The sequence below is a fragment of the Zobellia russellii genome (assembly GCF_044597075.1).
GTDB classification, from domain to species: Bacteria; Bacteroidota; Bacteroidia; order Flavobacteriales; family Flavobacteriaceae; genus Zobellia; species Zobellia russellii.
The window spans coordinates 3,570,685-3,583,535 of sequence record NZ_CP139000.1; the positions used below are offsets into that span (position 1 = coordinate 3,570,685).

The 12,851-nt window shown below is 38.4% G+C and carries 10 protein-coding genes; 5 read left to right on the plus strand and 5 right to left on the minus strand.

The annotated features are described in order from the left end of the window. Positions 1-278: 278 nt before the first annotated feature. The 5 genes from SJY45_RS14565 to SJY45_RS14585 form a co-directional block, all read right to left on the minus strand. Positions 279-1,541, minus strand: coding sequence for an ArnT family glycosyltransferase (locus tag SJY45_RS14565; RefSeq protein ID WP_400071627.1), 1,263 nt, complete (start codon positions 1,539-1,541; stop codon positions 279-281). 16 nt (positions 1,542-1,557) lie between these two features. Then, entirely contained in the window at positions 1,558-2,622 is a 1,065-nt protein-coding gene (locus SJY45_RS14570) for a glycosyltransferase family 2 protein (RefSeq protein WP_400071629.1), read from the minus strand. Between the two features lie 193 nt (positions 2,623-2,815). Further along, positions 2,816-3,781 carry a polysaccharide deacetylase family protein gene (locus tag SJY45_RS14575; RefSeq protein WP_400071631.1) on the minus strand — a complete coding sequence of 322 codons (966 nt, stop codon included), beginning with the start codon at positions 3,779-3,781 and terminating at the stop codon, positions 2,816-2,818. 1 nt (position 3,782) lies between these two features. Then, positions 3,783-5,117, minus strand: coding sequence for an NAD(P)/FAD-dependent oxidoreductase (locus SJY45_RS14580; RefSeq protein WP_400071633.1), 1,335 nt, complete (start codon positions 5,115-5,117; stop codon positions 3,783-3,785). A gap of 5 nt (positions 5,118-5,122) precedes the next feature. Next, the gene (locus SJY45_RS14585) at positions 5,123-6,121 is read right to left on the minus strand and encodes an NAD-dependent epimerase/dehydratase family protein (protein ID WP_400071635.1); all 999 of its coding nucleotides are present in this window, start codon (positions 6,119-6,121) and stop codon (positions 5,123-5,125) included. A gap of 389 nt (positions 6,122-6,510) precedes the next feature. Here SJY45_RS14585 and SJY45_RS14590 point away from each other — a divergent pair, with 389 nt between their 5' ends. From SJY45_RS14590 to araA, 5 genes are all read left to right on the plus strand, one after another. Next, positions 6,511-7,188, plus strand: a complete 678-nt coding sequence (locus SJY45_RS14590) for an NUDIX hydrolase (protein WP_400071637.1) — start codon at positions 6,511-6,513, stop codon at positions 7,186-7,188. A gap of 100 nt (positions 7,189-7,288) precedes the next feature. Further along, positions 7,289-8,983, plus strand: coding sequence for a ribulokinase (locus tag SJY45_RS14595; protein WP_400071639.1), 1,695 nt, complete (start codon positions 7,289-7,291; stop codon positions 8,981-8,983). Then, on the plus strand, positions 8,976-9,680 hold the full coding sequence (locus tag SJY45_RS14600) for an L-ribulose-5-phosphate 4-epimerase (protein WP_400071641.1): 705 nt from the start codon (positions 8,976-8,978) through the stop codon (positions 9,678-9,680). The genes SJY45_RS14595 and SJY45_RS14600 overlap by 8 nt, the downstream gene beginning before the upstream one ends. 21 nt (positions 9,681-9,701) lie before the next feature. After that, the gene (locus tag SJY45_RS14605) at positions 9,702-11,267 is read left to right on the plus strand and encodes a solute:sodium symporter family transporter (protein ID WP_289038263.1); all 1,566 of its coding nucleotides are present in this window, start codon (positions 9,702-9,704) and stop codon (positions 11,265-11,267) included. A 20-nt stretch (positions 11,268-11,287) separates the two neighbouring features. Beyond that, the gene (araA, locus tag SJY45_RS14610) at positions 11,288-12,790 is read left to right on the plus strand and encodes an L-arabinose isomerase (protein WP_400071643.1); all 1,503 of its coding nucleotides are present in this window, start codon (positions 11,288-11,290) and stop codon (positions 12,788-12,790) included. Positions 12,791-12,851: the final 61 nt, after the last annotated feature.

Below are 12,851 nucleotides of genomic sequence, written 5' to 3' on the forward strand. Positions count from 1 at the left end.
TTTTAGTAACAGACTTCAATAAAGTTAAATACTTATTATTTAGAGTTTCGATTAGTACGTGCCTTAGAGATATCATTAGAATCAATTTAATGTTTGAATCTTTTGGATTTGTACGATGAAATGAAATTAGGGTCTAAAGGCGGTCGTATATGGTTTCTTATTTCCTATTGAATTTTGTGTATTAGGAACGTTTGAAATTTGACCATACTTAGGTTCAGACAAGGTGTAATACGTCCGTATTCTTCGGCAGGGTTAAATTTGGTTGCAAAATGGAGTTATTAAGATTTTTTTATTTTTAGTTTTGTGAATTCGTTTACTACAATAACAATTATAAAGAGTAATATGGGGATTGCCGGGGATAAGTGACGAACCCTTCCGTCTAATAGAATCAATCCGCCTATAAAAACAATGGATAGCAAACCTAGAAAATAAACTTCAAAGGGTATCCTTTTTAAATTTAAAGAAACCAAATAAAGTGAAAATATAACACTAAACAAAAGAAGCGTGTTTGGTATGATATATGCTAGTGATGTCACTTTTTGCGGAGTATAAGAATAAGGGTAATTGAAAAAGAGTCTTGATGTGCTGGCAACGGTGTTTTTTAGATATTTTAAAGGGTGGTTTTTAATATTTTCAATAGCCTTTTTCTTAAATAGAATATCTTGGTCCATTGGTTTCAATTGCATAATACTATCAATAAACGTCTTGTGGTTTTTTTTGAATTCGTTTAATCCAAAATACCCTGGAATATTAGTGTCGTAGACATATGTTTTATCTATCCAGTTTCCAACCTCATTTTGAAATGGTGTGGATCTAAAATATAATATACTACCGCCTTGTGTTCCCCAATAGAAGAATTTGCCTGTTAAGGAGTAAGTGTAAAATAGGAAAGGTGAACAAATGACTAGGGCTCCAGTCAATGTTAATACTGCTAATTTTGATTCTTTGGATTTTTTCCAAATGAAAAGAACAAAATAAACAATCAGGCAGAATAAAAGAACATATCCAAAAATAACTTTGGTTAATGTTGCACATCCTAGAAATATAATGGACAAAAATAGATTCGTATAATTTGTGGACTTGGACTTGTACAATTTTATGACATTGTAGATAAAGCCACATATTAAGAATAAAACTAAAGGCTCTGATAAAAGCGAAACGGAATATTTTAAGAATGGCGGATATAGTCCTAGTATATAGGAGAGAATAAATGATTTTTGAGGAGAAATATAAAGTCTAAGTGTTTTGAAAAAGAAAAAGACGGCACCGAAAAGGAGAAACGCGTTCAATAGTTTAATAAAAACTAAGGGAATGCCAAGTGAAACAAATGGTGTAATGAGAATTGGATATCCTGGACCGTTTCCTATTTCAGGATTATCTGCTTCGGTATAATACCCTTCGGCTAAATTATTGGCATATTGCATATGCCGGATTTCATCGCCAACTAATTCATTAGATGAAAAAACGGTTATTATAATCAAATAAATTGCTAAAAGTGGAACAAAAAAGAACTCTTCTCTTGAGAAAATTATTTTTTTCATTTAGTATCAATTTTGATTACAATTTTTTTGTTTTTTTAAGGATTTCAGAGTTTAGATGAAACAATTCATCAAAATACCTTTTCTTTTGGAGGGATATAAACCCAAGCCCTAATAGTTGAATAGAAATTATCATTGCGGTACCGCCTACAATAAATGAGTATGGCCTTTGGCGAAACACCTCAGAAATAGCAGCAGCAAATCTATGCCCAAAACCTTTGGTTATCTCGGCCGTCATTGGATAAAGTTGAATTGCATCAATAACAATCCATAAAATCATGTAAAAGGAAGGGAGAAAGATAAGTAGCCCTAATATCCAAAAGAACATATAGGGCCTGAACATAAAACTGTTGGCCAAACCATTAAATATGCCCATAACAATACGTAAACTTGAGGTACGTATCTTACCAAGCTTTTGTTGTTCGGACCAATCTAGATGTGCAGGTATTTCTATAACTCTGGCTCTTAAAATATATGCTTTCAATAAAATCTCAGTATTTATATCAAAAGTACTGGATTTTGTATTTAAAGAACGTATAAAATCACCATTATAGGCTCTTACCATACCCGTGAAAGTGTAGATGTTAAGCCTTGAAGCTTTTCGCATCATAAAGTTTACCGTCTTGCTTAACAATAATCTCAATTTTGGAACCGCGGTGTTTTTGCCCCCTTTCATATAAGGAGAGGCAATAACCATATCGGCCTGAGTGGTCTTTATTTCAGATAATAATTTTTCTATATGGTCTGGAGAATAACTTAGGTCAATATCCAGAACAATAACATAGTCGCCGTTGCTATGCTTGAAACCGGTTCTTAGCGCAGTTCCTAAATTTCTATTTACGATATGGTGATAGGCGCTTAAATTGGGTTTTGATTCCGCTAAAGCATCGGCTATGAATCGGGTGTTGTCCGTGCTACCATCATTTACGATAATAATTTCCCATGCGTATAGACCCTCAAGAGTTTCTAAATAGTCATAAAGGAGGGATACGTTATTTTCAAGTATTGCTTCTTCGTTAAAAGCAGGCAATATGATAGAAACAAGAGGTTGCTTTAAATCGATTTTATTGATAGTGGTTGGCATATTGGTATCTTGTTTTCAGGTAGGTACAGGCACACAATAGTATAGGTTTTACGTATGTGATAAAGGTAACAAGTTCAAAATTATGAAAAATTACTAGGGAAAGTGTACGAACACCGACAAAGAGGGGTCTCAACACGGTAAATTCTCATTATTGCTTAGAAAGAGTTATGATAATTTTTTTTTTTTTCACTTGTTAATCAGGTACTTGCTCTGTTTTTAACCCCTTTTTATCGAGTATGCTATTTACATGCCCGTTCATATCTGTCAGAGTAAAGTGTTTGCCCAATTTTTTCATTACTTTCTTAAATAAGAACACCTTTCTTTCGCTAGAAACATTCATTCCAGGGAAAAAAGCCAAACTGGTTATTTGATCACCTCCTATTAAATCTAACGGGTGCAACAAAAAGCTAGGTTGAGTCTTAGTCATCTTACAAAGGAAAATAGCTATATTCAGGTAAAGCGACATCAAATGGATTGAGATATTGCTTATGTAAATAAGATAGCTGAGGTGAAAGGGAATTCTAAATATAGGCATGGTCGTTACCGGTAATTCCAACAACCGTTGGTTTTTTTTGGTCTTCCAGTAATAAGGCTTCAGCTTTTTAAATCCATCGGAAAACTTACCAAAAATTTCTTTCCTATCCTCTTTTTCCTCCTTAGAAAGATTAGATGTGCTAAAATAGTACAGTCTGGCTAAAGGGCCTATGACGGTTGGTAATGTGGATGCATCGTATACATAACCTTTATCTGCGAGAACTTCCAGCAAAGTGGGACTCCAACTAAATCCAGGCCCTCTAAAACCCGTTGGGGCTTTTCCTGTTACTTTTTCAATAATATCATGGGCCGTATCTATTTCGGTGGTCATTTCTTCTCTAGAGTAGAGATGAAGCCAAGTTTCGTGTACAAAAGAATGGTTGCCTATGTCATGACCCGCATCTGCAATATCTCTTAAGTACTTATGATTCTTTTCAAAAGCAGCATCTTGGCCCACGATAAAAAAGGTAATCTTCAGATTTAATTCATCTAAAACTTTTAAAACGTGTGGTACAAAGATATCCAAGTATGAAGGGTAGCTTTCCCAACCCTCTTCACCATGTATCTTCATATAGGACCATTGGTTATCCATGTCCAAAGAAAGACTCGCAAAAGGTTTACTCATTTTATTGGACTATACTTTTTTCTGAATACGCTTCTATGTCACTTTTGAAATTCTTCATGAATTTATCCACGTGTGTAACTACCGAATTGTTATTTACGGACTCACTTACAAACTGCGAGGTGTTAAGAACATAAAAATCTGGATGAGGTGTATTCACCTTTGGAACAATTTCAGAGTAATTAAGCACCTGCATGGGCTGAACTTTAAAAGCTCTGTGTACATGGGAGGAAATCATATCAGCTTCATCAAAATCCGGATAAAGATATTTAACCCCATTTAGGAAATTGGCTGTAATTTCTTCATCTGATTTTGACCAAAGTTCGTTATCCTGGCCCACATATTTTGGAAAATACGTAATATGTTGGTTTGCGGTCTCTTCTAAATCTACCAAAGAACTCATACCGATTACGCCCGTAAAAGGAGTATCATTATCTCCAATATTCAGCACGTAAAATGGTGTAATGGGTTTTTTGGTAACCAAAATAAGACAAACTACACCAAGATAATCTATAGCTTTCGTGCTTTTTGAGATGTTATAGAGCTCAGGAGCGGTTACCTTTTCCATCACATTAAGTGGGGAAGTAAAAACTACTTTATCAAAATGTTCAGTAGTGCCGTTGTAGCTTATATTCATTCCTCCGTCTGGATTTGGAGATATGTTTTCAACTTTGCTGTCTAAAAGCAGATTAGAACCTTTTTGCTTTAAATTTTCTTCAAGACGGTCAAAAATAGTCTTGTATCCACCGTTAACATAGGCCATGTGCTCTTTTTTGGCTGCAGAGCTTCTGGCTTTGAACAATCTTTTAATGTAAGTCCAGATAAAAACGGCTGAAACTTTCTTGTGGTTTTCTCCTAATTTGGCGTGCAACATGGGCGCCCAAAACTTGTCGTAAGTCTTTTTGCCACCCAATTTAATGAGCCAATCGGTTACGTGAATTTTTTCAAGTGCTTTCCAATCATCAGTTCTGGAACCTTTGAGAATCGTATAACCTAACCTCATTTTATCAATAGGGCCAAGAAGGGGAAACAGTAGAAATTCAAACGAACTACTTACGGAATGAAACTTTTTGTTTTCGTAAAATCCAGTAAGTGAACGGCGCCATTGTATTTGGTCCTCTAAACCTATCTCGTTTAGAAAGTCAATTAAATCTGTGTCCGTTGGTGTAATGGCGTGATAAAACTTATCCCAAGTAAAATCTCCATAATTGTGATATGTAGAGAGCCCACCTGGTAAATTATCCTGTTCTAGTACTTTAACGGTTGCTTTGGTTGAGGAAGATATTTTCTGGGCCAATACTAGTCCCATTAACCCTCCTCCAACTATTGCTATTTTCATAAAATTTATGCTTTTTGCAAAGAAACATTTTTCTGCCAATTAAACGTAATCCGTAGCCCTTCTTCTAACGAAGTCTTCGCTTTTATGCCAAGAATCCTTTCCGCTTTGGAATTGTCGGGTACACGTCTCATTACGTCTTGATATTTTCTGCCGGCAGATATTTCGTTATACGGAATCAACTTTACCTCAGAAGTTGTTGGTTCATCAGAAATTTCTTTTAACAATTTTGCAAGGTTTAGAATGGTAATTTCTTCGTTTGCACCAATGTTAAAAATTTCGCCGTTTGCTTCGGGCTTAATGGTTGCGGCGTAAATGCCTTCAACGGTATCGTTTACAAAAGTGAATGTCCGGGTTTGCTGCCCGTCCCCATGAATAGGGATTTCTTTATTGTTCAAAATACAATCTATGAAAACAGATTGTGGGCCTCCCCACCATGATAGATTTTGATTTGGTCCGTAAGAACCAAAAAATCTAAGGATAACTACAGGAAAATCGTAATCTTCCATATAGGCCAAGGCTAAGTGCTCATCAAAAAGCTTTGAAACGGCATAGGCCCAACGGGGCACTTTTGAATCGCCTATAAGACAGTTGCCGTCTTCTTTAAACGGGATATCCGGACTCATGCCGTATACGTCTGACGTGGAGGCAAGAACAAATTTGCATTTCAGTTTTCGGGCAAACTCCAACATATTTTCACTGCCCTTGGAGTTGATTTTCAGTGTGTCAACAGCGTTACCGTATCTTGGTATTTTAAATGCCGCTAAGTGAACGATAACGTCAAAGTCATCGTCCAATCGGTTTATTAATGTGGTGTCTAAAACATCGCCCTTGATAAAATCAAAATTTTTGTGATCAAGGCTAGCTTCAATATTTTTTAGAGAACCCATAGAGAGATTGTCTATCCCTACAACACGGTGTCCTTCGTTTAACGACTTAACTAAAAAATTTGAGCCCAAAAAGCCGGCAACGCCGGTAATAAGAATTTTTTTGCTCTCAGTAATCATATGGTTAGGTTTGATTTTGTACTGTACAATCGTTTGGGGGCGCAAGATACCGTAATAAAAGAGTTTTATAAAATGGAAACTAAGCGTTTGGTAGAGAAAAAGCGGGTCCATGTCGAAAATTCACGGATAGCTAATTTCTAAAAGGCTGTTTTATGAATAATTGATTGAAAGTAGGATATTTTGACATTTTTAAAGGAATTGTATAAAAACGCTATAATGTTGATTTTCAGAACTTGATATTTTTTCTCTTTTGGTTCGTATTTGAGGAGATATTGAAGGTTTTCAAGAAGATTTTTTCAGCGGAGACCCCTGAAAAATGTCTCAGATACACTTATACAAGGATTCTTTGCGTATTTTTGAAGGAACCATTAACAATAGTTTAGAATAAAATGGATAGAACATATAAGGATATACAACAAATTACATTGGCCGTAGATTGTATCATATTCGGTTTTAATGATAATAGGCTGGAGGTACTTTTGGTGCATAGAGGTTTTGAACCTGAAAAGGACAGGTGGTCCCTTATGGGCGGTTTTGTAGGAAACCATGAAGATTTGGATGATGCGGCGCACCGGGTTTTAAAAGACCTGTCCGGTTTAGAGGATGTGTACATGGAGCAAGTGCGTACTTTTGGCAAAGCCAACCGCGACCCCTATGAGCGTGTGGTTTCCACTACCTATAGTGCATTAATTCTTAAAGAAAGATATAACCAGGAGTTGATAGAGGAGTACCGTGCAGAATGGTTCCCTATAGATGAGTTGCCAGATTTGATTTTTGACCATAAGGATATGGTAGAATCGGCCATTAGGCGTCTTCAAAGAAGGGTACGTACATTCCCGATAGTGTTTAATCTACTCCCTGAGAAATTTACCTTACCACAGCTGCAGAAGCTATATGAAGGTATTTTTCAAGTGGAAATGGATAAGCGCAACTTTAGAAAGAAACTTGCTACAATGGACTTTTTGGTGAAATTGAACGAAAAAGACATGTCGGAATCTAAAAAGGGGGCTTTTTTATATCGTTTTGACGAAAAAAAGTACAATAAAACAAAAAACTTTACAATTTAGGTATTAAGTGTTTTTGAAACACTTGTAAAAAGTTCTATATTAGTCTTTTTTACAAGGTGGCCTACTCTAAAACGCTATCTAAATTTTAAAGTTAACACACATGAGGTCACAAAACGCCTATAGCTTAGGCTTGGATTTTGGTTCGGATTCTGTCCGTGCGCTATTGGTCAACACCCAAACGGGCGAAGAACTTGCTAATGCCGTACATTATTATAAACGTTGGAAAGAGGGTAAATACTGCAATCCTTCCGAGAACCGTTTCCGTCAGCACCCGCTAGATTATATTGAAGGAATAGAATCTACCATAAAATCCGTGGTTGGAGCTGTAGGGTCTGAAATTTCCGCTCAAATCGTTAGTATAGGTGTAGATACCACGGGAAGTACTCCTGTGGCGGTAAACCGTAATGGCACCCCTTTAGCGTTGCTAGATGAATTCAAAGAGAACCCTAACGCTATGTTCGTGCTTTGGAAAGACCATACGGGTATTAGGGAGGCAAACGAAATCAATGAACTTTGTGAGAAATGGGATATAGACTATTCACAATACGAAGGGGGAATCTATTCTTCTGAATGGTTCTGGAGCAAGATATTACACGTGTCTAGAACAGATGCTGCGGTGCATAAAGCTGCCTATTCATGGGTGGAGCATTGTGATTGGATACCCTTTTTGTTGACCGGAGGTAAAGATGTTCAGGAAATGAAACGCAGTAGATGCGCCGCAGGACACAAGGCTCTTTGGCATGAAAGTTATAACGGACTGCCACCAAATGAATTTTTTGTGGCATTAGACCCGCTTTTAGACGGGTTAAGGGAACGGCTTTTTAATAAAACATATACTTCAGATATTCCTGTAGGTACCTTAAGTCCCGAATGGGCAGAACGATTGGGCATTCCCGAGAATACAGTGGTTTCCGTGGGGGCTTTTGATGCCCATATGGGCGCTGTTGGTGCAAAAATAGAACCATATTACCTAACGAAAATTATGGGTACCTCTACCTGCGATGTTTTGGTAGCTCCTATGGAAGGCGAGGAAAAATTGGTCAAGGGTATTTGCGGGCAAGTAGATGGTTCCGTCATTCCAAATATGTTGGGCCTAGAAGCTGGCCAGTCTGCTTTTGGCGATATTTACGCTTGGTATAGTAGGGTATTGGCATGGCCAATTGAAGAATTGATATCCAAGTCATCCTTAATTGATGAGGATACCAAACAAAAACTGATTAAAGAGGCACTCAATAACCTTATTCCTGAACTTAGTGATGCAGCCAGTAAAGAACTTATTGGAGCTTCGGGCGAGTTGGCATTGGATTGGATGAACGGAAGGCGTACCCCGGATGCCAATCAGAATTTAAAAGGGGTCATTGCAGGTATTAACTTGGGTAGTACATCACCTAAAATATTCAGGGCTTTAGTAGAGGCTTCTTGTTTTGGAGCAAAGAAAATAGTGGACCGGTTCCTTTCCGAAGGTATTCCCATAAAAGGGATTATAGCGCTGGGAGGCGTAGCAAAGAAATCGCCATTTATCATGCAAATGATGGCCAATGTGCTAAACATGCCTATTAAAGTAGTGGCTTCCGAACAGGCTTGTGCATTAGGTGCGGCTGTTTTTGGTGCTGTAGCTGCCAAGGTGTACAACAGCGTTCCCGAAGCCATGGAGCAAATGGGAAGCGCTTTTGAAACCATATACGAACCTGACCCTACCGATGCACGAGCATATTTAGAGGTGTATGGCGACTACAGTAGACTGTGCGAGACTATGGAACAACATATTATGAACGAAACCAATAGAAATGGGTAAGTATACAGCGTTAAAAGAAGAGGCCTTTGAGGCAAATATGCAACTTCCGGAATTAGGATTGGTCCTGTTCACGTTTGGTAATGCAAGTGCCGTAGATAGAGATAAAGGGGTTTTTGCCATTAAACCAAGTGGTGTGCCTTACGCTTCGTTAAAAGCAGAGGATATCGTTATTTGTGATTTTGACGCTAAAATTGTGGAAGGTAAAATGAGACCTTCTTCCGACACAAAAACGCATGCCGTTCTTTACAAGGAATGGGATAAAATTGGTGGAGTCGTACATACGCACTCAACTTATGGTACGGCATGGGCACAAGCAATAAAAGATATTCCTATCTTCGGAACCACTCATGCCGATCATTTAATTGCTGATATTCCGTGTGCTCCTCCTATGAAAGATGAGTATATTCAAGGCGATTATGAGTATATGACGGGTTATCAAATAATTGATTGTCTAAAAGACAGAGGCTTGGATTATAATGATATAGGCATGATACTGGTTGGTAGTCACGCTCCATTTACCTGGGGAGCAACGGCAGCCAAGGCAGTTTATAATAGCGCAGTTTGTGAGGAAGTGGCTAAAATGGCACATCTAACTTTACAGATAAATCCCAATGCTGCAACGCTAAAGGAAGCTTTAAAGAAAAAGCATTTTGAGCGCAAGCACGGTAAAGACGCTTATTACGGGCAAGGGTGTTAAGTTTTAATTGAAATATAGTTTATGGGAATAGCAACGTTCATCGGGTTTACACTTTTAGTGGCAATTATTGCCTATTTATCAACCCGAAAAACAGATGAGACCTCTTCAGACGGTTATTTTCTGGGTGGTCGTAGTCTTACCGGTCCGGTAATTGCAGGATCATTACTTCTAACAAATCTCTCTACGGAGCAGATTGTAGGTATGAACGGTATCGCATATAGCGAGGGGATTCTCATTATGGCTTACGAGGTTTTGGCCGCTATAGCTATGGTGTTTACCGCTTTGGTATTGTTGCCAAGATATTTAAAAGGGGGAATTGCTACCATTCCACAATTTCTAGAAAAACGATATGGTAAATCAACAAAAACATTGGTGTCTCTTCTGTTTTTAGGAGGTTATGCCATTTCAATGCTTCCTACCGTTCTTTATTCAGGTGCTTTGGCGATTAATACCATGTTTGATTTGCCGCAGGCAATGGGTATGGGCGAAGAAGGGGCTCTGTGGGTTACCGTCTGGGGAATAGGTATAATTGGAAGTATCTATGCCATTTTCGGTGGATTGAAAGCGGTTGCTGTATCCGATTCTATAAATGCAATAGGCTTGATTATTGGAGGCTCCCTTATACCAATTTTCGGATTGTTGTATGTAGGTGACGGAAGTCTTTTTGCCGGAATGGACGTGCTTACGACCAATTTCCCTGAAAAATTCGACATTTTAGGAGGACCCGATTCTTCGGTGCCTTTTTGGACGCTTTTCACAGGTATGGTCATTGTAAACTTCTATTATTGGGGTACCAACCAAGCGATTATTCAAAGAGCACTTGGTGCCAAGAACTTACGTGAAGGTCAAATAGGACTAAGCCTTGCCGCATTCGTAAAAATTTTAGGCCCTTTCATTGTTGTATTGCCGGGTATTATTGCTTTTCAGATTTTTAATGGCGAATTGACCAATGCAGATCAAGCGTATCCTATGGTGGTTAAAAAGGTGTTGCCAACGGCTTTTATCGGTTTCTTTGCAGCTGTCCTTTTTGGAGCTATACTTAGTTCTTTCAACAGTGCCCTAAATAGTTCTGTTACCCTTTTTGGTCTCGATTTTTATAAAGAATACATCAATAAAGAGGCTACGGAGAAACAAGTGGTAAAAGCAGGAAAGATATTCGGAATGTTCTTGGCCATAATTTCTATGATCATTGCTCCATTATTATTTGGAGTTGAAGGTGGTATTTTTAACTATCTGCAAGAATTGAACGGTTCGTACAGTGTGCCAATTTTAGCTATAATCTTAGTAGGGTATTTAACTAAAAAGGTACCGGGTATTGCTGCCAACATTGGTATTGTTTTCGCCGTTGTCACGTATTTGGTAACCCTTTATATTGTTAAGCCGGATATTAGCTTCCTGCATGTTATGGGCATATTGTTCGTTTTGGTAGTGCTTTTAATGTTCGTAATTGGCAAGTTTTGGCCAAGAGAGAATGAGTATGTTCAGGTGTATACGGAGCAAGTAGATATTACTCCATGGAAATTTGCCAAGCCCGTTGGCTTTGTAATATGTTCTATTGTAGTGGGCATGTACGTGTATTTTTCTTAAGAATTAAAGTTTAAAAAATAATGATCGATTTAAGCAAGAACGAAATTTGGTTCGTAACGGGTAGTCAACATCTATACGGGCCGGAAACTTTGGCCCAAGTAGCGGAACATTCTTCTGAAATCGCCAAATATTATAATGCAAACCCAACAATCCCTGTTAAAGTTGTTTTTAAGCCTGTGGTAAAAACCCCAGGTGAAATTAGTGCTTTGTGCAAGGAAGCGAACAATACGGATACTTGTGTAGGATTGGTTATGTGGATGCATACCTTTTCTCCAGCAAAAATGTGGATTGCTGGTCTGCAAGCACTTCAGAAACCCTTTTTGCATTTGCATACCCAATATAACCGTGATATTCCGTGGAACGCCATAGATATGGATTTTATGAATCTGAACCAGTCGGCTCACGGAGGCCGAGAATTTGGTTTCTTGGCTTCAAGGATGCGTTTGAACCGTAAGGTAATAGTTGGACATTGGAAAAGTGAGTCCGTTTTGCTAAAAGTTGGTAACTGGTGCCGTGTAGCTTGTGCCGTTGCCGATTCAAAAAATATGAAGGTGGCCCGTTTTGGAGATAATATGCGCCAGGTAGCGGTCACGGAAGGCAATAAGGTCTCTGCTCAGTTAAAATTCGGTTACGAAGTAAACGGGTACGGCGTAGGTGATTTGGTTAAATATATAGACGGAGTTGCTGAGGGCGAAATTAATGCATTGATTCAGGAGTATGAAGATTTGTATATCATTGCATCTAAAATAAAGCTTGATGGAAGCATGCGTAATTCTTTAAAGGATGCGGCCAAAATAGAATTGGGTATGCGCGCTTTTCTAGAGGAGGGCGGTTATACCGCTTTTACGGACACCTTTGAGGATTTACACGGAATGAAACAATTACCGGGTATAGCAACACAAAGATTAATGGCCAGCGGTTATGGTTTTGGTGGCGAGGGCGATTGGAAGACTGCCGCATTGGTACGCACCATGAAAGTTATGGGTTCTGGCCTTGAAGGAGGAAACAGCTTTATGGAAGATTATACCTATCATTTTGATCCTAGTAACACTACTGTTTTGGGTTCGCATATGCTGGAAATATGTCCGTCCATTGCTAAAGGAGATGTTTCTTGCGAAATCCATCCTTTGGGAATCGGAGGAAAAGAAGACCCCGTACGCTTGGTTTTTAATGCAGGCGCGGGTAATGCTTTAAATGCATCCATTGTAGATATGGGCAACCGTTTTAGAATGTTGGTCAATAAAGTAGAGGCTTTAGAAATTAAAAATGATATGCCAAACCTTCCCGTTGCTAGAGTGCTTTGGGATGCCAAACCTGACCTTCAAACGGCCGCAGCAGCTTGGATTTATGGTGGCGGGGCTCATCATACCTGTTATAGTCAGAATATCTCCGCAGAATCACTTGAGGACTTTGCTGAAATTATGGATATAGAGTTTTTATTGATTGATGAAAAAACAGACCTCTATCGCTTTAAACAAGAACTACGTTGGAACGATGCTGTGTATGGCCTAAAAGGGATTTAAAATGTATGTTTTTTACTATTTAATTTAAGGAATTTATCTGTAGTTGGTGTATTGGCGAATG

What these genes read in the sequence shown, in the direction of transcription:
- SJY45_RS14580 (WP_400071633.1), bottom strand. Translation starts at nt 5,117, where the DNA reads ATGAAAATAGCAATAGTTGGAGGAGGGTTAATGGGACTAGTATTGGCC.
- SJY45_RS14585 (WP_400071635.1), bottom strand. Translation starts at nt 6,121, where the DNA reads ATGATTACTGAGAGCAAAAAAATTCTTATTACCGGCGTTGCCGGCTTT.
- SJY45_RS14575 (WP_400071631.1), bottom strand. Translation starts at nt 3,781, where the DNA reads ATGAGTAAACCTTTTGCGAGTCTTTCTTTGGACATGGATAACCAATGG.
- SJY45_RS14605 (WP_289038263.1), top strand. Translation starts at nt 9,702, where the DNA reads ATGGGAATAGCAACGTTCATCGGGTTTACACTTTTAGTGGCAATTATT.
- SJY45_RS14600 (WP_400071641.1), top strand. Translation starts at nt 8,976, where the DNA reads ATGGGTAAGTATACAGCGTTAAAAGAAGAGGCCTTTGAGGCAAATATG.
- SJY45_RS14595 (WP_400071639.1), top strand. Translation starts at nt 7,289, where the DNA reads ATGAGGTCACAAAACGCCTATAGCTTAGGCTTGGATTTTGGTTCGGAT.
- SJY45_RS14590 (WP_400071637.1), top strand. Translation starts at nt 6,511, where the DNA reads ATGGATAGAACATATAAGGATATACAACAAATTACATTGGCCGTAGAT.
- araA (WP_400071643.1), top strand. Translation starts at nt 11,288, where the DNA reads ATGATCGATTTAAGCAAGAACGAAATTTGGTTCGTAACGGGTAGTCAA.
- SJY45_RS14565 (WP_400071627.1), bottom strand. Translation starts at nt 1,541, where the DNA reads ATGAAAAAAATAATTTTCTCAAGAGAAGAGTTCTTTTTTGTTCCACTT.
- SJY45_RS14570 (WP_400071629.1), bottom strand. Translation starts at nt 2,622, where the DNA reads ATGCCAACCACTATCAATAAAATCGATTTAAAGCAACCTCTTGTTTCT.